Origin of the sequence: Acinetobacter sp. YH12043, assembly GCF_013419915.1 — a bacterium.
Classification (GTDB): Bacteria; Pseudomonadota; Gammaproteobacteria; order Pseudomonadales; family Moraxellaceae; genus Acinetobacter.
This window is the reverse complement of the sequence record NZ_VOZD01000006.1, coordinates 74,537-99,604: the sequence shown is the minus strand read 5'-3', so window position 1 is coordinate 99,604 and position 25,068 is coordinate 74,537. Positions and strand designations below refer to the sequence as shown.

Below are 25,068 nucleotides of genomic sequence, written 5' to 3'. Positions count from 1 at the left end.
GCTTTAAAGCGGCTTTTTCATATCTATGAATTAGAATTTGATATTCATACCCACGGTGTATCTACGACCATCAAGCACAATGTCATAATCGCCATTGGTAATTTCTTTATTTGCAATGTTATAAATACCAGCAGTCAAACTTAAGTTATCTGTCGCTTTAAAGACTGCACCGGCATCAAAAGTACCATATCCCGGTGTCCCATTATCCATAGAAGTACGGCTTAAATAATCACTGGTTTTGCCACGGTAATTATAGTCCATCCAGGTCGTCCAGGTATCTGAAACATCATAATCCAGACCGACATTCAGCATATGTTTTGGCATTTTATTCAAAGGCTGGCCTTTAAATTCGCCACTTTTTTGCTCAGTTTTTGTATAAGTATAACTTGTACTCGCGTGAAGATTATCCAGTACATCATAGTCTAATGTGAATTCAGCACCTTTCATTTCTGCATCGGAAACGTTTTTCATTTGGCTAACAAATCGATATGGCTTGCCATTTGCCGAACATTTCCATTCTTCTACAGGAGAACTATTTGTTGTTCCTGGCGTGTCACATAAACGATCTTCAACAATTTTATCTTTAAAATCAGATTTAAAGACCATTAAACTGCTTGTTAAACCAAGTTCAGGAGCCGAATAGTTAAATCCGAATTCATAGCTCGTGCTTTTTTCTGGAGACAAATCAGGGTTACCAATGATGACAGCACTGCCTTTTCCTGTTCTGCTACCAAAACCTTCTGAAATTTGGCTAATCGTTGGTTGTTTATAGCCTGTACTTACACCACCTTTCAAAGTTAAAGCATCAGTTAAATGATAAACACCATAGACACGCGGTGTAATTTCACCACCAAAGTATTCATCTTTATTGTATCGGGCGCCCACAGTTAAAGCGAAATCATCGGTAATGCTCCACTCATTTTCTGCATATAAAGCAAATAACCAACGGTCGAGTGAAGTGACCCCAGTAATATCGGCTAGACCATTTGTGGTATCAGTGATTTTTTCTTTTTGATATTGACCACCCACTGTTAATGCATGGTTACCCAAAAAGAATGAGCCTTGTGTATTAAAGACTTTTAATTCTTCATTTTTTTCGTCAGCAACGACACCACTATAAACTTTTTTAGTTGTTTCATCTTGATAGTATGAATCAAGGGTAAAATTATCGTAACGTGCTTTATGCGTTAAGGTATATAGATTTTTCTCATTTTCATTGATAGAGGCTTGAGTGGCAACATCCACACTTTTACCCAGTGTTGTAGTGTACTGCTGCCCTGTAAAATCATATCTCAAACCAATATCGTTATGTTCATCGACATTCCAAACCAGTTCAGTACCGAGCTTTCTCACTTTCTTCTCAGACTCACTTGAACCAGATTTTTGCCCTTCTCCACCGACAAAGTCACTTTCGTCATTCCCCTGGAAGTTACCATCTATACTTAAAGATAATTTATCTTGAATTAATGGGCCTGTGACATACATGCTGACGCCATAACTATCATTTGCATAATCATTATCAGACTTCGTATATTCAGGAGAAATACTTCCATACCAATTACTAGCAGACGCTTTTTTAGTAATAATATTAATTACACCACCCATAGCATCTGAACCATAAAGTGATGACATTGGACCACGTACGACTTCGATACGTTCAATCATGTTAATTGGTGGTAAATATGCACCAATTTTCCCACCGTCTGTACCATTACCATTCACTGCCCTACCGGCGCTAATTGGTCTGCCATCAACAAGGTATTTCGTATAGGTTGCACCCATACCTCGGATTGTAATCTCTTTATTATTGCCGCCACCTTGCACAGAGACGCCTGGCATATTTTTTACAGCATCAATTACATCTGTATATGATTTTTTTTGTAATTCTTCCGCGGTAATGACTGAAATAGAAGCGGGTGCATCTGCAATATTTTGTTCAAAACCGCCCGCTGTGGTTACCACAATGGTCTGCAATTTAGTAGTTTCAGTCTGTAATGTTGCTTTTTGTTCTTCAGTTACCTGGTCTTGTGCTTGTACTGAAACAGCTAATGCTGAAAGCACTGCAAAGGCCAAAGTCGATTTCATAAACGGCTTACTCATATTCGAAGGTGCCCCAAAAGTTGATTTATGAAGAAATATTGCTGGAATTGTGACGCATTGTATCAAATGTAACTATAAATACAATTAGTATTGATAATTATTATCATTATTAAATCTAGATAAAAAAATACCCCGAGCATTCGAGGTATTTCTTACAAGCTAATTTTATTAGAGACTTATTTGAAATAAGCACCTTCAGCTTGGGTATGGTCAGTTTGGTCAACCACACGTGCCAATTCAGGAATATGCTGTTTCAAGGTTGTTTCAACGCCTTGTTTTAAAGTCACATCAATTGCTGAACAGCCCTGGCAACCACCACCAAACTTAAGAACTGCAGTTAAGCCATGCTCAGGATCTTCAACCACTTCGACCAGTGCACAGTTACCACCATGACCTGCAAGACCCGGGTTAATTTCTGACTGAAGCACGTATGTAATACGCTCTTCTACAGAGGCATCAGGACCGACACGTGGCACTTTAGAGTTTGGTGCACGGAAAGTCAGCTGACCACCAAAACGGTCTTTATTGTAGTCAATAACTGCATCTAGCAAGTATGGAATTGACGGAGAGTCAATATAGGCCGGAAAATCTGGATATTCCTGCTTATAGTCTGTAGGTACAACCTCATCAGGTGCACTATAAGCCATGCAACATTCAGCGCGCGGTGTACCCGGATTTTCTACAAACACACGTACGCCAATACCTGGTGTATTCTGTTTGTCCAATAGATCCTTTAAATACTCTTGTGCTGTCGGTGTAATCAAAAGATTTGGAATTTCTTCTGCAACCGGAGTGTTGCTGTTCTCAGTCGACATAACAATAATTTCCTCAAGCTGAAGCTGCTATTTTAACTGAAGATGCGGGGTAATTATAAAAATTCAACCAAAATTGTCGGATTTATTATAAAAGTCGCACTTTAGATTTGTTTTAATGGCATGATCATTGTCAAATAGATAGAACCAGAATTACTTATATGCTTGATTTACCTTTTAATCATACCGTCACTATTATTCTGATCACCTGTATTGTTTCTTTTATTGCTTTTTCAAAAGAAACGGTAATGAATCGTCTGATTTTCTGGCCGCCTGCCATGCAACGTGGTCAATATGACCGTTTCATTACCCATGGTTTTATCCATGCAGATGGCACGCATTTACTATTCAATATGATCACGCTGTTCTTTTTCGGCAGCATTATTGAAAGTTTTTATCGCCAGTATTTATATGATCTGGGCTTTATCCTGTTTTATCTAGGTGGTCTGGTTGCAGCGATTCTGCCAAGTTATCTGAAACATAAAAATGATGCGCGCTGGGCCAGCTTGGGTGCTTCCGGTGCAGTATCCGCGGTTCTGTTCGCTTATATTCTGTTTGAACCATGGAAGCTGATTTTCGTATTCTTTATTCCCGTACCTGCGATTATTTTTGCTGTTTTATATGTGGCCTATAGCATTTGGTCGGGCAAACGTGGCAACAGCAATATTAATCACAGTGCCCATCTTTGGGGTGCAGCTTATGGTGTGATGATGACGATTATTCTGGAGCCACGACTTATTCCGCATTTCCTGAATAAATTGACTCAAATCCCCTTCTAAAGTTTTGAATGATTAAGGGATAGCAAATATCCCTTTTTTAATCATTCATATATGTAAATGATTTTCATTTCTACCAATTATGCTAATCTTGTCGCGAATTTAGAGGAATAAACATGAAATTTAAGACTTTAGCATTTGCCACAATATTAGGACTGACGTCTTCCTTTACAGTTTCTGCACAGGTCACTTTCGACTATAAAGACCAAAATATTCAACTCAAAAAAAACCCGAAAAAGATCGCAGTATATGACCTTTCGGCACTGGATATCTTGAATACACTAGGGCCTGAAGCTCAGCTGGTGCCTTCTGCAAGCTTTGCAGGCAACTTAAGCAAATACCAGCAGGACAAATTCACCAAAGCTGGTTCTCTGTTTGAACCGGATCTCAATGTACTAAAAGCTGCTAAACCCGACCTGATTATTGTCGGTGGCCGTTCGGCTTCTAAAGCCGAGGCTGTTAAAGGCATTGCTCCGACTTTAGACCTTTCTCCAGATACTAGCCAATATATTGTCGATCTGACGGAACGTACCCATGTCTTGGCTCGTGCATTTGGTAAAGAGAAAATTGCTACTGAAAAGCTCGGTAAAATCGCAACGCTGCAGCAACAGCTTAAAAAGCAGACTGAAGGCAAAACTGCACTGATGCTGTTTGCGGTCGGTGAAAATTTTATGCCACATGCAGAAAATGACCGTTTTGGCTTTGTCTATGAATTAGCAGGTTTTAAACCGGTATTGGATCCCTCTGAACAGTCGGATGTACCCCGTCCAGAAGCCGGCTCTCCGGAAGCATTGAAAGCAACGGAGAAAAATGTTCAGCGTATTACAGCAGCCGTTGAGAAGAATCCGGATTACATCATTATCCTGGATCGTGGTGCAGTGAATACCCAGAAATATACCGCTCAGGATAATATTCAGAAACACCTTGCCCTAAAAAATGCCAAAGCCTTGGCAGAGAAAAAAGTGATCTATGTGAATGCTGATGCCTGGTACATCACTGGTGCAGGTTTGGACAATACCGCTTTCATGCTGGAAGAACTCATTAAAGGCACAGCGAATTAATTTTTAACCCATTACTAAAAAGGAAGCTTCAAGCTTCCTTTTTATTTGAAACATCTAGTAATAAATTAAGACCCAAGACTGGAATTTAATGCCAACTCAGGAAGCAACTTAGCAGCGATAATGTATACATCTGTATATTAATTGCTGTAAATCGCGAGATATTTTGCATGTCCACTTCCCTAGACGGTCTTCAATTTCCCATTTCTGCTTCACAACAAAAACCAAGCACATCGAAAATCGGCCGTAATATTATTTCTGAAGCCTTAGGCGCAGTCGATCCTGTACATGCTACCGCAGCACAGCAGGAAAAGAACTGGCGTAAGCAATATCCGCTGCACTTTAAACATCTGGTTGAAGATGGATTACGCTCTGCGGGTGCAGCACTGAGTATTGCCAAGCAAGGTCTGGAAACTGCACATGCCAGCTTTGAATTTTATCGTGATGGTCAGAAGCATCTACTAAAAGATGTGATGTCTCTGCCTGCGCAGAACCTGAATACTTTCCAGCTGAAAGGCCAGTCTGAAAAAGCCCCAGAATGGTATGTGCCCTATCATGGCAAAAAACTGCAAGGACAAGCATTACTGGATCAGATCCAGTCTTGGGAAGAGCATGGTATCGTCGAACCGAGTCATGCCAATGCACTGCGTGAATGTATTGCCCATCCGGAATGGTTTGACCTATCCGATCGTACCACTGTTCTATTTGGAGCCGCTTCTGAAGCAGGTCCACTAACCTGGTTGTCGAAATGGAAAGCCAATATTGTCGCGATTGACCTGCCGAATACTCGTGTCTGGGGCAAAATTCTGGATACAGTAAGTCAAGGCAACGCCACTTTATATGCACCATCAGTTGAAGCGCTTCCTGCTGATACTTCACTGGACATTTTAAAAGAAAAACTGGGGGCTAACCTGCTCACTCAGATTCCTGAAATTGCCCAATGGCTGATTCAGTTCAAACAGGATCTGGATCTCGCGGCGATTGCTTATCTGGACGGTGAAAAGCACGTACGTGTTTCCATGGCGATGGATGCCATTATGAAATATGTTAGCAAGCAGAAAGCCAATACCAGCCTGATGTATATGTGCACCCCGACGGATGTATATGCAGTTCCAGAAGAAGTCGTTCAGGCTTCACAAAGCAAATATCAGCAATTATCTAAGCTAGAAAGCACTTTAACCAAAGGCATTTCACTGATTTCACGCAAGCATTTTTTCCAGAAAAATAAGCAGGATCTGTTTAAGGTTGGCGATAAGTCTTATGGTGTTTGTGACTGTCTGGTCATTGAGCAAGGTCCGAACTATGCACTGGCTAAACGCATCCAGCAATGGCGTGCAACATTGGCACGTGCTAACGGGCAGCAAGTGAGCATCAATATCGCTCCTTCAACAACGACTTATTCTGTGACCAAGAATCCACTGCTGAAAGCTGCATTTAACGGTGCCAGCCTATTTGATGTAGAAGCATTCGCTCCTGAAACCACCAATGCGATTATGGCGGCATTGTGGATTCACGACCTACGTAATCCTGAATCTGTGGCCAATCCTGATATACAACTCAACCATCCACTTGAGTTGATGATGTCAGGCGCAAATCATGGCGGTTTATGGCGTGTGGCTTATCTGGCACGTACTGCTCTGCCTTTTGCTGCGCTGTATGGTTTTGCAACGGATAAATTACCAAAGGGATTATTGGGTAAGAAGTTGAAGAAGTAATTCTTCTTAAATAGATAGATCTCTCTCCAGAGCAAGTTTTAAGGTAATACTCAAATATGGGTTAGTGAAAAAGTATTTTTACTTTACCCTCACCCCCTTGCGTAGCAATGTTACTCATCCCATAGGGAGAGGGTGTTTTCTTTGTGAAATTAATACTTCTTTTGGATCTTCAAGAAGATTCCCTCTCCTGAGCAAGCTTTAAAGCGCAGCGCAAGTGAGGGTTAGGGAGGGTCATCTTTTATTTAAATCCCTCATCTCTTGCAGAAGAGGAGTACTCCTATCTTCCACAAGGAAATATAAAAATCACCCATAAAAAAACGCTGCCTAAGCAGCGTTTTTTACATCGAATCTTCTTAGAAAACTTTCAGAAGAATCCAGTACAAACCACCTGATAAACAGATCGTTGCTGGCAGTGTAAATACCCAGGCAGACAGAATTGATTTGACCATTTTAAAGTTTAGGCCCGACTTGTTCGCCACCATGGTACCTGCAACTGCAGAGTTCAGGACATGAGTGGTAGATACTGGCATACCAAAGCCATCAGCAGCAGCGATCGTAGACATGGCTACCAGTTCGGCAGACATCCCCTGACCATAAGTCATGTGCTCTTTACCGATCCGCTCACCGACAGTTACGACAATTCGTTTCCAACCCACCATGGTACCTAAACCCAATGCCAAGGCTGTTGCCACTTTCACCCAGGTCGGAATGTATTGCAGGAATGAATCCAAGTTGTCTCGATACTCATCAACGGTTTTTTCCTGAGCCTCGCTCATTGCCGGTAAAGCTTCTGCTTTGTCCAGACGTTTAAATGCTGTGGTGCTCAGGTACATGTCGTTACGGAATTCTGAAACTTGTGTTTCTGGGACATCTTTAATATTGCTGTAGCTACCGACTTTATCACCCAAATGATCTGTCAGGCTTGCCAGTGCAGGAACAACCTCAGCATTCAATTCTTTGGTTTGAATGTAGGTCGTGATGATGGCACGTGCTTTTTCGTCCGGAATATCTTCATGCTGCGGATAAATCGCATCAGCCGTTTGCGCAGACAACTGACCAAAAGACTGGATATGTGCTGCATCCAGATTTTTGTTTAATGAATATGCCAAAGGTACACAACCGATCAGGATCAGCATGATCAGACCCATACCTTTTTGACCGTCATTTGAACCATGCGCGAAGCTCACACCTGTACAGGTAAAGATCAGAATGGCACGAATCAGCGGTGGTGGTGGCTTATTGCCTTCAGGTGGCTTAAACAGTTCAAGTTGCTTTCTGAAGATCTTCTTCACCAACAGGAATAGTACCCCAGCAAAAGCAAAACCGATCAGAGGTGAAAACAGCAATGCTTTACCAACTTTCAGCACCTGTTCCATATCCACACCAGAAGCACCACCACCTGAATTCAACAGGTAGTTCATGATACCTACCCCCAGAATCGAACCGATCAGGGTATGTGAACTGGAAGCGGGAATGCCAAGGAACCAGGTACCCAAATTCCAGAGAATCGCGGCAATCAGCATGGCAAAAACCATAGCGAAACCGGCACCTGTGCCGACATTCATAATCAGCTCGACAGGCAATAATGCAATGATCCCATATGCAACAGCACCACTGGCCACCATTACCCCAAGGAAATTACAAAAACCTGCCCACATGACTGCAACCGGTGCAGACAATGCATTGGTATAAATCACGGTCGCAACCGCATTGGCCGTGTCGTGGAAACCGTTGACGAATTCGAAGCCCAGCGCAATGAATAACGCCGTGCCTAAAAGAAGCATTGAATACAGACCGATCGGTGGGACATGAGCTAAATCTGAAGTCAATTGGAAGCCGATATAGATCAGCGTGGAGATAATTAGAGTCAGAAACACCGGCATAAAAAATTTCGGTGTGGGCACATGAACATTGGCCGGCTTATCAGAAGGCGACTGTTGTGCTGAACCTAAGGGAGTTTGATTAGAATTCATGCAAGCAGGAATAGAGGATTCAAGAATCCCCATATTGTTCAGTTAAATTGTGACAATTATATGACAAAGTGCTGTCATATAAACCAGTTTTTTAGACTTTCTCGTTGCCGTTTATCCTGTAACCACATGCTCTAAATTTTAAAAATATACAAATATAATCAATTATTTATTAAAAATAAAACGCTTGAATCGCCCAGCTTTATTCATGTTTTGCAATATATCTGATCATTCCTACCCGGCTGTCATATTTCCGAGCCTGTCATATTTGGCTAAAGATTAGCTTTGTAATATGACACTCTGATGAAAGCTGCTTACATTTTATTTTCCAGTCGTACCCTTTTATCAAAAACTTTAATTTCCAGATTTCCATCTGTTTTCAGCTTTCTATACCGGCTTGAGTTTCTTTATCAAATTTTCATATCAAGCATATCCAGCATTCTGTATAAGCGTTACAGAAAACTGCGCACTAATCTGTTAAGATTATTGCCGTTTTTGATGCTTACTGAGAAAGTTTGAATGTCCACACTTGCCACCCTAAAAGAACTTCTTGCCAAGAGAATTTTAATTATCGATGGTGCGATGGGTACCATGATCCAACGCCATAAATTGGAAGAAGCCGATTATCGTGGTGAGCGTTTTGCTGATTGGGCATACGACCTTAAAGGCAATAACGACTTACTTGTGCTGACTCAGCCACAGATTATTCAAGGCATTCACGAAGCGTATCTTGAAGCCGGTGCCGATATTATTGAAACCAATACCTTTAACGGCACCCGTGTTTCAATGTCTGACTATCACATGGAAGATCTGGTTCCTGAGATCAACCGTGAAGCGGCGCGTCTTGCCAAAGAAGCCTGTGCAAAATACTCAACGCCTGAAAAACCACGTTTTGTGGCAGGTGTGATTGGGCCGACATCACGTACTACGTCGATTTCACCAAATGTAAATGACCCTGCTTTCCGTAATATCACTTTTGACGAATTGAAAGTGAATTACATCGAATCAACCAAGGCCTTGATTGAAGGTGGTGTTGATATCATCCTGATCGAAACCGTATTCGATACTTTAAACGCCAAAGCTGCCATCTTTGCAGTGAAAGAAGTGTTTAAAGAACTGGGCACTGAATTGCCAATCATGATCTCAGGTACGATTACTGATGCGTCTGGCCGTACCTTGACTGGTCAAACTGCGGAAGCGTTCTGGAACTCAATGCGTCATGCAGAACCGATCTCGATTGGTTTCAACTGTGCACTGGGTGCAGATGCCATGCGTCCACACGTAAAAACTGTGTCTGATGTGGCGGATACTTTTGTGTCTGCGCATCCTAATGCCGGCTTGCCAAATGCCTTCGGTGGTTATGATGAAACTCCAGAAGAAACTGCAGCTTTCATTAAAGAATTTGCTGAAAGTGGTCTAATCAACATCACCGGTGGTTGTTGTGGTACCACTCCCGATCACATCCGCGCGATTGCTCAAGCAGTTGAGGGTATTGCTCCGCGTCAGGTCCCTGAAATTGAACCAGCATGTCGCCTTAGTGGTTTAGAGCCATTTAACATCACCAAAGATTCATTGTTCGTGAACGTCGGTGAACGTACCAACGTCACCGGTTCGAAAAAATTCCTGCGTCTGATCAAAGAAGAAAACTTCGCTGAAGCACTAGATGTTGCCCGTCAACAGGTTGAAGCCGGTGCACAGATCATCGACATCAACATGGATGAAGGCATGCTCGATTCAGAAGGTGCGATGGTGCATTTCCTGAATCTGGTCGCATCTGAACCTGATATTTCACGTGTGCCAATCATGATTGACTCATCAAAATGGGAAATTATTGAAGCCGGTCTGAAATGCGTCCAAGGTAAAGCGGTTGTTAACTCGATTTCTTTGAAAGAAGGTTATGACGAGTTTGTAGAACGTGCCCGCCTCTGCCGTCAGTACGGTGCAGCTGTGATCGTCATGGCATTTGATGAAAATGGTCAGGCAGATACAGCTGAACGTAAAAAACAAATCTGTAAGCGTTCTTATGACGTGCTGGTGAATGAAGTTGGCTTCCCGTCTGAAGACATTATCTTTGACCCGAACGTATTCGCTGTTGCAACCGGTATCGAAGAACACAACAACTATGCAGTAGATTTCATCGAAGCGACTGGCTGGATTAAACAGAACCTGCCAAATGCGATGATCTCTGGTGGTATCTCGAATGTATCTTTCTCATTCCGTGGTAATGAGCCGGTACGTGAAGCGATCCATGCAGTATTCCTGTACTACGGTATCCAGCAAGGTCTGACTATGGGTATCGTAAATGCCGGTCAGTTGGCGATTTACGATGACATCGACAAAGACCTGAAAGATGCAGTTGAAGATGTGATCCTGAATCGTAACCAAGGTGAAAGCGGCAATGAAGCCACTGAAAAACTGCTTGAAATTGCTGAAAAATACCGTGGTCAAGGTGGCGCTCAAAAAGCGGAAGAAAACCTTGAATGGCGTAATGAACCCGTTGAAAAGCGTCTTGAATATGCGCTGGTCAAAGGTATCACTACCTACATCGATCAGGATACTGAAGAAGCTCGCCTGAAAGCTGTTCGTCCACTCGACGTAATCGAAGGCCCATTAATGGCCGGTATGAACGTAGTCGGTGACCTGTTCGGTGCCGGTAAGATGTTCCTGCCACAGGTAGTGAAATCTGCACGTGTCATGAAACAGGCCGTAGCTTGGTTGAACCCGTACATCGAAGCAGAAAAAACCCAAGGCGAAGCCAAAGGTAAAATCCTGATGGCGACCGTAAAAGGCGACGTACATGACATCGGTAAGAATATCGTAGGCGTAGTACTGGGCTGTAACGGTTATGACGTGGTCGATCTTGGTGTCATGGTGCCATGTGAAAAGATTCTGCAAACTGCGATTGACGAAAAAGTTGATATCATCGGTTTATCTGGTCTGATCACACCGTCTCTAGATGAAATGGTTTTCGTTGCCAAAGAAATGCAGCGTAAAGGCTTTAATATTCCATTGATGATTGGTGGTGCGACGACTTCTAAAGCGCATACTGCTGTGAAGATTGCCCCTCAATACCAGAATGATGGCGTGTATTACACAGCTGATGCGTCTCGTGCCGTCGGTGTAGCGACTCAATTGCTTTCTGCCGAGATGAAGCCAAAACTGGCAGCAGACTATGCAGCGGATTATGAAAAAATTCGTATCCGTCTTGCCAACAAGCAGCCGAAAGCAGCGAAACTGTCTTATGCTGAATCGGTTGAAAATGGTTTTAAAATCGACTTCGATAAGAATGCACCATTTAAACCAAACTTCATCGGTTCACAAACTTTCACCAACTATCCTTTAGAAACCTTGGTGGAATACTTTGACTGGACACCGTTCTTTATTTCTTGGAGTCTTGCGGGCAAATTCCCGAAAATCCTTGAAGATGAAGTCGTGGGTGAAGCCGCACGTGACCTGTATGCACAAGCGCAAGCGATGTTGAAAGACATCATCGAAAATAAACGTTTCGATGCGCGTGCAACGTTCAGCATCTACCCTGCGAATCGTACCGGTTCAGATACGGTTGCGGTGACTGATGAAGCTGGCAATATCACACATACATTCGAGCACTTGCGTCAGCAGTCTGACAAAGTAACCGGTAAGGCTAACTACTCATTGGCTGACTTTATTGCGCCTAAAGATGTGGCTCAGGATTACTTGGGTGGCTTTACCGTTTCGATCTTCGGTGCGGAAGAGTTGTCTCAGGAATATAAAGCCAAAGGTGATGACTATAATGCAATTATGGTTCAGGCCTTGGGTGACCGTTTTGCGGAAGCGTTCGCAGAGCATCTGCACCAGCGGATCCGTAAAGAGTTCTGGGGCTATCAGGCAGACGAAACGCTGGACAATGATGAATTGATTAAAGAGAAGTATGTCGGCATCCGCCCTGCACCGGGCTACCCTGCTTGTCCTGAACATTCTGAAAAAGCGCCATTGTTTGACTGGTTAGGTACGACTGAGAAGATGGGTACTTACCTGACTTCTAGCTTTGCAATGTGGCCACCTTCATCAGTAAGCGGTTTCTACTATGCGAACCCTGAAACTGAATACTTTAACGTGGGCAAAATCTCTGGCGATCAGCTGGAAGATTATGCGAAACGTAAAGGCTGGACACTGGATGAAGCGAAACGCTGGTTAGCGCCAAATCTGGATGATTCAGTGGTTTAATCCCCCTCGATCCCCCTTTGATAAAGGGGGAAGAATCCATTCTTATCGAATATAAAAAATCCCCTCGAGTGAGGGGATTTTTTTGTTTTTAATCTCCCCTAACCCCTCTTTTTTCAAAGAGGGGAATTTCACGTATTAATTTAATTACATAACAGCTCCTCCCTTTTTAAAGGGAGATTGGAAGAGATTAAATTGCTATAAATAAAATGAATATTTAGAATGCTTAAATCCATGAAAAATTTAAGATTGACAAATGGCAATAATAAAAAGTTTAGATCTTGGAAGCTTAGAGAGCATCTGTAAAACTTTAGGTGAAACTAATAATGGGCTTTCAGGAACAGAAATTACCAAGTATCTGGCTGAATGTAATATCAAAGATCTTCAATTAAATTCAACAAAATGGAAACGCTTATATGATGCTCTATACTCAAAACAAACTGAAGATCGCTGTTCCAATAATGTCTTAGCTTTTATTAAGTATGTTATGCGTCCTTCACGACATATCCATAGAAAAGAATGGTTTGAAAATATACGAACTGAATTGAATTATGTATTGTCATTTGAAGGTTTTGAACTCAATGAAAGTGGCGAACTCAAGCAAGCAGACAAAGTTCAAACTTTTGATGAAGCTGAAGCACGAGCACAAAATTTAAGAAAAACTTTATTAGATAGAAAAATACATCCTGATGTTTTAGCCTTCTGTAGAGCAGAACTACTTGTAGATAATTATTTTCATGCGGTTTTTGAAGCCACTAAAAGTATTGCTGAGAAAATTAGAATCAAAACAAAACTAACAAGTGATGGTTCTGAATTAGTAGATCAAGCTTTTGCATATAAAAATAAAGTTCCTTATTTAGCCTTAAATAGTTTAGCTACACCAAGTCATCAGAGTGAACAAAACGGTTTTATGCATTTACTTAAAGGGATATTTGGAACATTTAGAAATACTACAGCTCATGCCCCTAAAATCACATGGAATATAGATGAACAAGATGCTTTAGATATTTTATCAACTGTGTCCTTAATTCATAGAAAATTAGACAAAGTAGTTGAAGCTAAAAAAATGTATGAAGGTAAAATGTAATCCCTCTTAACCTCCCTTTGAAAAAGGGAGGAACTACATGATTTCATAACCGCCATCAAATTCGTTTGAAGTCCCCCTTTGCAAAAGGGGGATTTAGGGGGATTCTTTAGAAAGCTCATTCAAACAATATTTATAAATTACATTTGCTACATCATCAATCCGCCCCATCACCTGCCCATTATCAAACCTCAATACTTTCAACCCAAATTGAGCCAAAGCTTCATCTCGAATTCGATCTGCTTCCAATCCTTCATCCGTAAAGTGCTGGCTGCCATCACACTCAATAATCAAATTAGCAGCGGGACAGTAAAAATCCACAATGTAATTTAAAATTGGCTTCTGTCTATAAAACTGCGAACCTAAAATTTGCTTATTCCGAAGTCGTGACCATAATAACTTTTCAGCATCGGTCAAGTTGTTACGTAAGTCACGTGAGGCTTGTTTTAAGTTTTTATTATAGGGTTTCATTTTTATTCTCTATTTTTAATCTCCCCTAACCCTGAGCCATATATGGCGCAAGAACAAAGAGGGGGACTCCACATATCAGATGAATTGCGTGACATCCCCTCCCTTTATTAAAGGGAGGTTGGGAGGGATTTAATTTATCAAATATGCGCCCCTTTTCTAACCCATCAATCCCAAACTATTCATTTTTACACTTTTAAGTCTGCAAGAATCATCACTTTCATGAATAATAGGCCAATAAATTTATCTCCCAAATCAATGACTCTTGGTATTCCAATGAAAAAACTCATGAACGGTGCTGAAAACATCGTTATCGAAATGTGCAAAGGCTTTGTCCTGGCACATCCAGAACTGGCATTTAATGAAGCTTATAAAATTATTTCCAGAAAAGAAAAACACCAAAATGTCGCCCTGATCAGTGGGGGTGGTAGCGGTCATGAACCTGCTCATGCGGGCTTTGTCGGCCAAGGCATGCTGGACGCTGCCGTATGTGGTGACGTGTTTGCCTCACCTTCACAGATTCAGGTTTATAAAGCCTTGCAGCAAGTGGCGACTGACAAAGGCGTGTTGATGATCATCAAAAACTATTCTGGCGATATGATGAATTTTCAAAATGCCGCTGTATTAGCCACTGAAGATGGCATCAAGGTTGATTACGTAAAAGTCGCAGATGACATCGCAGTAAAAGACAGTCTATATACAGTTGGCCGTCGTGGCGTTGCCGGTACGGTCTTCGTCCATAAGATTGCCGGTGCTGCCGCATCAAAAGGTTATGAACTTGCACGTGTGAAAGAGCTTGCGCAAAAAGCAGCTGACAATGTGACTAGCCTTGGTTTTGCCTATACCTCTTGTACCGTCCCCGCCAAAGGCACACCAACCTTCACTTTAGCTGATGATGAAATGGAATACGGCGTAGGCATCCACGGTGAACCGGGCATCCGTCGTGAAAAGATTCTGCCGTCTAAAGAACTGGCACAACGTATTGTTGATGACTTGTTTCTGGATCGTCCAAACCTGACTGAAGTGGCTGTTCTAGTAAATGGCTTTGGCACAACGCCACTGCAAGAGTTGTATGTGTTTAATAATGATGTATGTGAACATCTGGCAAGCAAAGGCATCAAGATTTACCGTACCTTTGTCGGCAACTACATGACCAGTATCGACATGGCAGGTGCATCTGTTTCCTTGTTGGCGGTGGATGATGAATTGAAAACTTATTTGGATGCAGAAGCCAATACTCCTGCATTTAAAATAGATGGTTCAACTGCACTGCCATTTGAGTTTGCGGCCAAAGACGAAGCTGCTGTACGCACAGTAAATACAGATGTTGAAACGCATCCTGAACATGCTGTGATTGCCAATGAACAATTCACCATTGAAAACATGCGCTATGTGGTCGATGTGATGAGTGCCTGCATCATTAAAAATGAAGTACCTTTCTGTGAGTTAGATGCTCATGCTGGTGATGGCGACTTCGGAATGAGTGTGGCCAAAGGTTTTAAACAACTTAAACGCCAATGGCATGAACTGGTTCAAGCTGAACAGATGGATGATTTTCTGCTGAACTGTTCAATGATCATCATGGAACATTGTGGCGGTGCATCTGGTCCAATCTGGGGTTCTGCTTTCCGTGCAGCCAGCAAATCCATTAAAGGTAAAACCACATTAACTGTGGCGGATTTTGCAGAGATGCTACAAGCTGCGGTAAAAGGTATTCAAACGACTGGTGAACGTTCATTTGGCCGTGGTGCCGTTGTAGGTGACAAAACCCTGATTGATGCTTTGGTGCCGTGCGCAGATTCGTGGTCTGCCAATATCGACAAGACCTTCAAAGAGAACTTTGTTCTAGGCGCTCAAGCAGCAGTTCAAGGTGCGGAATCCACTAAAGAGATCGTCGCACGTATGGGTCGTGCCGGGACTGTAGGTGATCGAAGTCTGGGATATCCAGATGCTGGTGCGCATGGTTTAGGTGTGATCTTTACTGATATTGCTGAGCATATTAAGTAATTTTTTGACTTATCCCTCATCCCATCCCTCTCCCACAGGGAGAGGGTGTCTCATTTAATTAAATAGAGGGTTAGATTTCACAGTGAAATTCCCTCTCCTTTTAGGAGATGAGCAGCACTGCTGCGCAAGGGAGAGGTTATTTATACTTTTCCAAAAACTTCTCCAACTCCTCCGTCACCACCACCCTTTTTCTACCCTTCAACTGGTCCTTATCCAGCAAACCTTCTGAATCTACGACTAGTACTTTATGTCCATCCTGTTTTAAACGATCTACACCTTCAAACAGCATTCGGGCACCGACATCATGCATCAAAGTGAGATTAGTCAAATCGAGAATAATAGTGCTTTTACCTTCAGGTTCATCCTGCAAAATGCGTAGCAGCATTTCAGACTCAGTAAATTGCAGCACTCCACGCAGTTCATAAACCACGACGTTATTCTTTTTACCCACCGTATAACGGCTTTGCAGAATGGTCTGTGCTGACGGCGTACCTTCCATAAGGTGCAGCCCCATATCGTGCGACAGATTTTCAAAGATTCTGACACCACGCACACTGTTACCATGCTCATCAATTTTTGGAGAAAATACCGCAATCCCAACTTGCCCTGGCAGCACTCCAATAATGCCACCTGCCACGCCGCTCTTGGCAGGAATACCCACTGTGGTCAGCCAGTCCCCAGCAGCATCGTACATACCGCAGGTCAGCATGACACTGAGCAATTGCCGGACTAAGGCCCGATCCAGCATGCGCTTACCCGTCTTGGGATGCACACCACCATTGGCCAATATACTAGTGATCACCGCTAGGTCTTTGACTGTGACCTTAATTGCGCACTGCTTGATATAGCCATGCACGATTTCTTTAGGATCTTCATCCAGCACACCGACGGTACGTAGCATGTAGCCAATCGACATATTCCGAAAAGCCGTTTTAATCTCAGAGTTATACACCTGCTCATCAAAGGACAATTCACGTCCAGCCAGTCCACTTAAAAAACGGCGTAACTGTTCAGCACGTGATACCGTTTTCTTGGCAGGAATCAGAGAATGCGTGGTAATCGCACCAGAATTAATCATCGGGTTTTTTGGAATATTGCGTTCTTTTTCCAACGAAATCTGGTTAAAGGCCTCTCCCGAAGGTTCTACACCCACTTTTTCCAGTACCTGTTTTAGCCCTAGTTCCTTGATTGCTAGCGCATAGGCAAAAGGCTTGGAAAGAGACTGCATGGTAAATTCAACGTCATCATCCCCGGCAGAATAGATGGTTCCATCTACTGTCGATAGTGCAAGTCCGAGCTTGTCAGGATCAACCGCAGCAAGTTCAGGAATGTAATCTGCCAGCGCGCCTTTTTTATTATCATGGCAAGCAGAAAGCACATGATTCAAGTAATCCGGTACCGGCGTTTTCATGGCAAATGCTCCCATCTCAATCTTTTATATCATTTTTATTAAAACTGAATACTGAAGACGGTTTTGCTACTTTTATGCAGTTTTATGTTGTGAAAATGGGATATGGACAAAAGAGATAGAGGAAATAAATGAATTCATTGGACAAGATCAGGAAGCTTAAAATAGATAAATTATAAAGATGAGCATACTATTTTCAGATTACAGGTCTATTTCTATCGAGCAATAAACCTGTAACCGATGACAACCAGCTTGATCTTGCAAACAGATTATTTCACCTTAGTTTTGCGAATCATCTTATACAATACTTTTGGCGATAGACGTGACACTAGAACACCCAGTTTTTCTTTAGAGCCCCCCACCACGATATATTCTTCACCACGTTTCAACGCTTCTACAGTCTGACGGGCAAAATCAGCCGGTTCCAGGCCATTTTCAATCGCTTCATCCTGCTTGGCCTGAGGTTTGCCTTCCCCATTTAAGGCATTAAAAGACACATTAGTTTTAATAAAGCCCGGAAAAATCACGGATACCTGAATACCCTGATCTGCCATTTCAGCGCGCAGGCTATTCGCCCACATATGAATCGCGCCTTTGGCTGCTGAATAAGACGCCCGATATTGAGTTCCAAGCAGGCCGGCCACACTGGAAATAAAAGCAATCCGGCCAGATTTCTGTTTTAAAAATGTCGGTAAAACTGTTTTGGTGAAAAACACCTGAGAGAAATAATCGACTTCCATAATGGCGCGTTCAGTCTGCATGGTGGTTTCCTGAATCAGGGCACGCTGGCTGAGTCCGGCATTATTGATTAGCCAATCAATGCGGCCTTTCTCACTCAGCACCTGTTCATAAGCCGTGCGTACCTGACTTTCATCAGTAATATCGGCCACGACTGAGATGTGTTGATCAGGATTCACCAGTCCTGAACGGACTTTTTCCAGTTCTTCCAAACGTCGTGCAGTCAATACTATCTGTGCACCTTGGGCAGCACATTCTTCAGCCAGTGCCTTACCAATTCCTGAAGATGCTCCGGTAATCCAGACTACTTTTCCCTGTAAATTTTCTAGTTTTGCCATTAAATCCTGTCACCCTCTTTATATGAATGTGTTCCTGGCGGCATTTCATCTTCCAGAAATGCCAGCAACTGCTCAAAATAATAACTCATGGTATCCGCATCATAGAGGCTACCGAGTTTATCAAAACGTTTATAACCCAGTTGTGTGGTCAGGTGAATCACACCATTCAATGTTTTATCCACCACCACATTAAATTTCAGCATCTTTTTTGGTTCACGCACCAGATGCGTCACACCCTGATCCACCACCTGAATAAAAGCTTTCAATGCCGGTGAGACATACTGGTTATTGCCACTTTTCATCTGCTCCACGCAGCCCAGCAGTTCCATGATCAGCATGCGCTCTACCGGATAGCGAACAAAGTATCCATCTTCATTTTCATGGGTCATCTTGTACAGATAGTTCACCATAGGAATCAGCCGATCATTACCAAAGAAAGAAACCGACCATGGCATATATTTGCGAGTCGTTTCTAAAATCTGTTGAATGACTTTTTCGGATTCCTGATCTGGGGAGCTAGAGAGCTGCACCACACGACCAAAAATCTGGTCAATAATTTCACAGGCAATATCGGCCAGATTTTCACCGAGCAGTTTGGCCAGGCTTTCCTGCTCACCGGCATTAAATCGGGAATGCAGGTCTTTAAAGCGTTGATGGGTATCGGGGTGAATCTTGAGAGAAATGCTATAGCTCATCTTGTTATCCTTTTTTTAATCGTCTGCGATGAGTCGCGTTTTTATCAATCTATCATACGTTGAGTTCAGGCAACTGCCAATTGGCGAAAGTTTGCTTTTGGTTAAGCTGCCGCATGCCTTGATTTTTTTGCTACAATAGATGCAATTTTTTATCCACTTTTGATCTGTTTAGACTATGACTGATTCAGCGCAAAATATTGCTACGACCTACGATCCGACCGAGATCGAGAAAAAATGGTACCAAACCTGGGAAGAGCGCGGTTACTTCAAGCCGTCTCAAAAAGGTGAATCATTCTGTATCATGATTCCGCCGCCAAACGTCACTGGTAGCTTGCACATGGGTCATGGTTTTAACAATGCCATCATGGATGCCTTGACTCGTTATAACCGTATGTCAGGCAAAAATACCTTATGGCAGCCAGGTACTGACCATGCGGGGATCGCAACTCAGATGGTTGTTGAGCGTCAGTTAGGTGCTCAAGGCGTAAGTCGTCATGATCTGGGCCGTGAAAAGTTCATCGAAAAAGTCTGGGAATGGAAAGAACAGTCTGGCGGTAACATTACCCGTCAAATCCGTCGTTTGGGTTCTTCAGTAGACTGGTCACGTGAACGCTTCACCATGGATGAAGGTTTATCCAACGCGGTTAAAGAAGTATTCGTGAAACTGCATGAAGAAGGCCTGATTTACCGCGGCAAACGTCTGGTGAACTGGGACCCTAAACTGCAAACCGCCCTGTCTGACCTTGAAGTAGAATCTGATAAAGAAGAACAAAGCTCATTGTGGCACTTCAAATATTTCTTTGAAGATAAATCGCTTCGCACTCAAGATGGCAAAGACCATATTGTCGTTGCAACCACTCGTCCAGAAACATTACTCGGTGATACTGCGGTTGCGGTCAACCCTGAAGATGAGCGTTATGCACATCTTGTCGGTAAAAATATCGTATTGCCTATTACTGGCCGTACCGTTGCCATTGTTGCTGACGAATATGTTGAAAAAGAATTCGGTACAGGCTGTGTAAAAATTACACCTGCACACGACTTCAATGACTATGAAGTGGGTAAACGCTGTGGTCTGGCACTGATCAATATCTTCAACAAAAATGCCGAAGTTCTGGCTGAGTTTGAATACATCGCGAAAGCGGGCGAACAGATTTCTAAAACCATCCCTGCGCCTGCAGACTACATTGGTTTAGAGCGTTTTGAAGCACGTAAAAAACTGGTTGAGCAAGCAGAAGCTGAAGGCTGGTTAGACCAAATCCAACCTTACACACTAAAACCACCTCGCGGTGACCGCTCAGGTGTGATCGTTGAGCCATTACTGACAGACCAATGGTATGTAAAAATTGCGCCACTGGCTGAACCTGCAATTGAAGCGGTTCAAGATGGCCGTATCAAGTTCGTTCCTGAGCAGTACAGCAACATGTACATGTCATGGATGAATAACATTCAAGACTGGTGTATTTCACGTCAATTATGGTGGGGTCACCGTATTCCGGCCTGGTACGATGCTGAAGGCAATGTATTTGTCGGTCGTAACGAAGAAGAAGTTCGTGCGAAACACGGTATTGCACCTGAAGTTGAATTGAAACAGGACGAAGATGTACTGGATACCTGGTTCTCTTCTGGTTTGTGGACATTCTCAACTTTAGGCTGGACTGGCGACGAAGCGAAAGATAAAGAAAACTATTTCTTGAATACTTTCCACCCGACTGATGTTCTTGTCACTGGTTTCGACATCATTTTCTTCTGGGTTGCCCGTATGATCATGATGACCATGCACTTCATGAAAAATGAAGATGGCACACCACAAGTACCATTCAAAACTGTGTATGTACATGGTCTAGTACGTGATGGCGAAGGTCAGAAGATGTCTAAATCTAAGGGTAACGTGCTTGACCCATTAGACCTGATTGACGGTGTTGATCTGGAAACCTTGGTACAAAAACGTACTTTCGGCCTGATGAACCCTAAACAGGCTGCGAAGATTGAAAAATCTACCCGTAAAGAATTCCCAGAAGGTATTCAGGCTTACGGTACGGATGCAGTTCGTTTCACATTCTGTGCGCTTGCCAATACTGGCCGTGACATCAAATTCGACATGAAACGTGTGGAAGGTTACCGTAACTTCGCCAACAAAATCTGGAACGGTACCCGTTTCGTGATGATGAACGTCGAAGCTCAAACCGTTGGTCAAACTGCTCGTCCTGATCTTTGGGAATTGCCTGAACAATGGATCGTAAGCCGTCTGCAAAAAGCGGAACAAGCAGTTCAGCAAGCATTCGCGACTTACCGTTTAGACTTGGCTGCACAAGCGATCTACGAGTTCATCTGGAATGAATACTGTGACTGGTATGTCGAGCTGACTAAACCGGTTCTGAATGATGAAAACGTGTCTGAAGAGCGTAAAGCCGAAGTGCGTCGTGTGTTACTGGCTGTGATGGAAGCATCTTTACGTCTTGCGCATCCAATCATGCCGTATCTGACTGAAGAAATCTGGCAAACGCTTGCGCCTAAACTGGGGATCTCTGGCGAGACCATCATGCTGGCTCAGTACCCTGTTGCTGACGAAGCGAAGATCAACGAACAAGCTGAAGCAGATATGCAATGGCTGCAAGGTTTGATTGGTGCGGTGCGTAACATCCGTGGTGAAATGGGCTTGGGTAATGCTCGCTTGTTACCAGTTCTTCTTCAGAACACGACTGAAGCTGAAAAAGCACAGATCACACGTATTGAAGCCTTGTTTAAGGCATTGGCGAAAGTTGAAAGCATCACTTTCCTTGCTGATGGCGAACAACCACCATTGTCTTCTTCATCTGTTGTTGGTCATGTGTCTGTATTCGTTCCAATGAAAGGTCTGATTGATCCTAAAGCTGAATTGGGTCGTCTGCAAAAAGACCTAGATAAAGTTCAAAAACAGCATGACCAAATTGCCAACAAACTTTCGAATGAAGGTTTCGTTGCGAAAGCACCTGCTGCTGTGGTTGAAGGCGAGAAAGTAAAACTTGCTGAATTTGCTGACCAGTTAGCGAAGATTAAAGCAAATATGGAGCAGATTGCGGCGCTTTAATGTGTTGTTAGTTTGATTCACAAAAAAACCCTCTTTGTGAGGGTTTTTTGTAATAATTAGTATTGAAATTGTAGAATTAATCACCATAAAACGTGTAACACAATAAATACCTGAATTACATGACAAAAGACGAGCTATTACACGAAATTGCAACCTATGCTTATGCTACAAGTTATGGCAAAGATAAATGCTTTTCTACCTACGACATTGCTACTAAAACAAGTACAAGACTGACTGTGGGTGGTGTTATTTTGGGCATCTTATTATTAGCATACCAAAACCTTAATGCTATTACCGCGCTCGTAGTGACTGGAATAATAGCAGGTGTAATTTGTGTATATATTTCAAAATATGACGATAAAAATTACTTAGATGGAGCTTTAGCTCTTCAAGAAGTTGAAAAAAAATTTAAAAGTCTTTATTTTGCAGTAAAAGCATCTAATAACAATCAGTTAGATTCCTATATAGATCAAATGCATCAGCTTAATGATGAACAACAAAAATTAGCTTTTGAAAAGCATATTTTTGGTAGTGATTGGTACGCTCATATTAAAATGTTTTGGACAAAAAAAATTAATACTCAATGGTTTACAGAAGAATTAAAACTAAAATTTTTCTTTGATAAATTACCTTTTTCATTTTTTGTTCTTTGTGTTGCGATTTGCTTGCTAATTCTTTTGCTAATCATTGGTTTTTATATAGCTAATCATTTAATAGCTAATGGTCTTGCTCAAACATATTTACAATTTTTTGAAGGAATCTGCAAATGACAACGGCGTCTTTATTCAAAAAATTTATTGAAAACATACGTATTCAAAATGCAGGTGAAATTTCAGAAAATTACAACAAAGTTACTAAAGCTTTAAATGAATACTACTATGAGTCTGAGAGCACCTCTACTCATTGTCGTCAAATTGGGTCTTATGGACGAAAAACTGGTATCAATGGTATCAGCGATCTTGATATGGCATTTGAGCTACCAAAAGCAACTTACGATAAGTTCAATGCATACTCAACTGGTGAACAGAGTGCTTTATTACAAGATGTTAAAAAAGCTATTCAAACTGTCTATAACAATGAACAAGTCAAAGCAGATGGTCAAATCGTAGGAATCGATTTAGACGGATTTCGAATCGAAGTTTTACCGACTTTCTATTTAGATAAAAATGAAGATGGAAGCTTAGATCTCAATGTGTATACATTTCCTGATACTAATAATGGGGGGCGTTGGCGAAAAACAAAACCTAAGCTTGAAATAGAAGCCACTCGTACACTAAATTTAGAATACGGAAATGATACTTACCGTCATTTATGTCGGATGGTGCGCTCTTGGAAAAACCATGTTGGTGCCAAGTGTTCAGGTCTTTGGATTGATACTTTAGTTTTTAACTTTCTTACACAAACTGAAGAATATAAAGATATTAGTTATAAGAAGTATGGTGAGTTAGTAAAAGACTTTTTTAAATATTTATTTGACCAATACGAGCTTTCACCTGATCAAAAAATTTGGAAAGCACCAGGTAGTAAGCAAAATGTACATGGTTCGTGGCAAAATCATAGAAAAATCAAAAAAGCTTATCAATTATGCCTTGAAGCTTTAGAAGATGAATCTCTTGCTAATGAAAAATGGTCAAAAGTATTTGGGGTGAACTTCCCAGAAGAAGAATTAGAGCAACTTCACGAGAGTTTCCTTGTTCGTAAGAAAGCTCCTAACGAACAATTTATTGAATATGCTTATAATGGAAAAGTTGATATTAGAAATTATCTATCTATTGATTACTCTATTAGTCAGGAATCAAGAACTTGGAAAATGCTTAAGAAAGCTTTGTCTAATTATAAAGTTCCTATAAGTAGAAATTTGGAGTTCCACATCAGGGATACAGATGTAGAACCACCATATCAAGTCAAGTGGAAGGTACGTAATATTGGTCCTGCTGCCGTAGCAAAAAATCAAGAACGTGGTGCATTACAAGATAGTACTTTCGGAAAGCACAAAGATTCTCGCCTTCAGGAAAAGTCTAGTTTCTGTGGTGAACATTGGGTTGAATGCTACATTATAAAAAATGGAGTATGTGTCGCTCGTGATCATGTAAGTGTCCATATCTAGTACCCTCACCCCAGCCCTCTCCCATAGGGAGAGGGAGCGTCATTTGAATTAATGCTTGCATGGATTTAGTAATGAAATTCCCTCTCCTTTTAGGAGAGGGTTAGGGAGAGGTGTTTTTACTTTTAAGCCCTAAACACACTTTCCATAAATCATCTAATACATCATCAGTTTCTAACAACACTTCATTATTCCAATACCTCACAACTCTCAAACCCAAAGCCTCCAAAAACTTGGTTCTTTCAGCATCATATTCCATAGCATCATCCGTTCCATGCTGACTGCCATCCAACTCAATCACCAAACCAATTTCATGACAGTAAAAATCCACAATATAAGGCTCAATCACATGCTGACGACGAAATTTAAGATTCATAAAACGTTTGGCACGAAGGATTTGCCACATGAGGTGCTCAGCATCGGTGGCAGTGTGGCGCATGAATTTGGCGAAAATTAAAAGTTGAGGAGAAAGCTTTTTGTTCATGGTATTTTTTATTTTTTGTGAGATTAGCAGATTTTATA

17 protein-coding genes are annotated in these 25,068 nt (G+C 42.0%); 9 read left to right on the top strand and 8 right to left on the bottom strand.

Annotated features, from left to right (window positions below):
* Positions 1 to 30 precede the first annotated feature (30 nt).
* A complete protein-coding gene (locus FTU01_RS04940) occupies positions 31 to 2,100 on the bottom strand; it encodes a TonB-dependent receptor domain-containing protein (protein ID WP_034705131.1) in 2,070 nt (689 codons plus the stop codon).
* A 176-nt stretch (positions 2,101 to 2,276) separates the two neighbouring features.
* Positions 2,277 to 2,915, bottom strand: a complete 639-nt coding sequence (gene nfuA, locus FTU01_RS04935) for a Fe-S biogenesis protein NfuA (protein WP_004783039.1) — start codon at positions 2,913 to 2,915, stop codon at positions 2,277 to 2,279.
* 158 nt (positions 2,916 to 3,073) lie between these two features.
* On the opposite strand from nfuA, the gene FTU01_RS04930 reads away from it, so the two are divergent.
* From FTU01_RS04930 to FTU01_RS04920, 3 genes are all read left to right on the top strand, one after another.
* Positions 3,074 to 3,691, top strand: a complete 618-nt coding sequence (locus FTU01_RS04930) for a rhomboid family intramembrane serine protease (RefSeq protein WP_180138389.1) — start codon at positions 3,074 to 3,076, stop codon at positions 3,689 to 3,691.
* A 113-nt stretch (positions 3,692 to 3,804) separates the two neighbouring features.
* Entirely contained in the window at positions 3,805 to 4,749 is a 945-nt protein-coding gene (locus FTU01_RS04925) for an ABC transporter substrate-binding protein (RefSeq protein ID WP_180138387.1), read from the top strand.
* Positions 4,750 to 4,916: 167 nt separating this feature from the next.
* Positions 4,917 to 6,461: a hypothetical protein gene (locus FTU01_RS04920; protein ID WP_180138385.1), complete on the top strand. Its 1,545-nt coding sequence runs from the start codon at positions 4,917 to 4,919 to the stop codon at positions 6,459 to 6,461.
* 353 nt (positions 6,462 to 6,814) lie between these two features.
* Here the strand turns inward: FTU01_RS04920 and FTU01_RS04915 are convergent, their stop codons facing one another.
* Positions 6,815 to 8,434 (bottom strand): inorganic phosphate transporter, encoded by a 1,620-nt coding sequence (locus tag FTU01_RS04915; protein WP_034589959.1) that lies wholly within the window; start codon positions 8,432 to 8,434, stop codon positions 6,815 to 6,817.
* Positions 8,435 to 8,950: 516 nt separating this feature from the next.
* On the opposite strand from FTU01_RS04915, the gene metH reads away from it, so the two are divergent.
* The gene (gene metH / locus FTU01_RS04910; RefSeq protein WP_180138383.1) at positions 8,951 to 12,637 is read left to right on the top strand and encodes a methionine synthase; all 3,687 of its coding nucleotides are present in this window, start codon (positions 8,951 to 8,953) and stop codon (positions 12,635 to 12,637) included.
* A gap of 253 nt (positions 12,638 to 12,890) precedes the next feature.
* A complete protein-coding gene (locus FTU01_RS04905) occupies positions 12,891 to 13,721 on the top strand; it encodes a TIGR02391 family protein (protein ID WP_166137052.1) in 831 nt (276 codons plus the stop codon).
* A gap of 93 nt (positions 13,722 to 13,814) precedes the next feature.
* Here FTU01_RS04905 and FTU01_RS04900 read toward each other — a convergent pair whose 3' ends face one another.
* Entirely contained in the window at positions 13,815 to 14,189 is a 375-nt protein-coding gene (locus FTU01_RS04900) for an endonuclease domain-containing protein (protein ID WP_180138381.1), read from the bottom strand.
* 273 nt (positions 14,190 to 14,462) lie between these two features.
* Here FTU01_RS04900 and dhaK point away from each other — a divergent pair, with 273 nt between their 5' ends.
* A complete protein-coding gene (dhaK, locus tag FTU01_RS04895; RefSeq protein ID WP_180138379.1) occupies positions 14,463 to 16,193 on the top strand; it encodes a dihydroxyacetone kinase subunit DhaK in 1,731 nt (576 codons plus the stop codon).
* Positions 16,194 to 16,329: 136 nt separating this feature from the next.
* Here the strand turns inward: dhaK and FTU01_RS04890 are convergent, their stop codons facing one another.
* The 3 genes from FTU01_RS04890 to FTU01_RS04880 form a co-directional block, all read right to left on the bottom strand.
* Positions 16,330 to 17,604, bottom strand: a complete 1,275-nt coding sequence (locus FTU01_RS04890; RefSeq protein ID WP_180053103.1) for a glutaminase — start codon at positions 17,602 to 17,604, stop codon at positions 16,330 to 16,332.
* A 266-nt stretch (positions 17,605 to 17,870) separates the two neighbouring features.
* Entirely contained in the window at positions 17,871 to 18,677 is an 807-nt protein-coding gene (locus tag FTU01_RS04885) for an SDR family oxidoreductase (RefSeq protein WP_159122835.1), read from the bottom strand.
* Positions 18,677 to 19,372 carry a hypothetical protein gene (locus tag FTU01_RS04880; protein WP_159122836.1) on the bottom strand — a complete coding sequence of 232 codons (696 nt, stop codon included), beginning with the start codon at positions 19,370 to 19,372 and terminating at the stop codon, positions 18,677 to 18,679. The genes FTU01_RS04885 and FTU01_RS04880 overlap by 1 nt, the downstream gene beginning before the upstream one ends.
* Positions 19,373 to 19,547: 175 nt before the next feature.
* Between FTU01_RS04880 and FTU01_RS04875 the strand changes: the two genes are divergently transcribed.
* From FTU01_RS04875 to FTU01_RS04865, 3 genes are all read left to right on the top strand, one after another.
* Positions 19,548 to 22,442: a valine--tRNA ligase gene (locus FTU01_RS04875; protein WP_180138377.1), complete on the top strand. Its 2,895-nt coding sequence runs from the start codon at positions 19,548 to 19,550 to the stop codon at positions 22,440 to 22,442.
* A 119-nt stretch (positions 22,443 to 22,561) separates the two neighbouring features.
* Positions 22,562 to 23,212, top strand: coding sequence for an SLATT domain-containing protein (locus FTU01_RS04870; protein WP_180138367.1), 651 nt, complete (start codon positions 22,562 to 22,564; stop codon positions 23,210 to 23,212).
* The gene (locus FTU01_RS04865; RefSeq protein WP_180138365.1) at positions 23,209 to 24,549 is read left to right on the top strand and encodes a nucleotidyltransferase; all 1,341 of its coding nucleotides are present in this window, start codon (positions 23,209 to 23,211) and stop codon (positions 24,547 to 24,549) included. Before FTU01_RS04870 ends, FTU01_RS04865 begins: the two co-directional genes overlap by 4 nt.
* A gap of 100 nt (positions 24,550 to 24,649) precedes the next feature.
* On the opposite strand, the gene FTU01_RS04860 is transcribed toward FTU01_RS04865, so the two are convergent.
* A complete protein-coding gene (locus FTU01_RS04860; protein ID WP_180053680.1) occupies positions 24,650 to 25,030 on the bottom strand; it encodes an endonuclease domain-containing protein in 381 nt (126 codons plus the stop codon).
* Between the last annotated feature and the right edge of the window lie 38 nt (positions 25,031 to 25,068).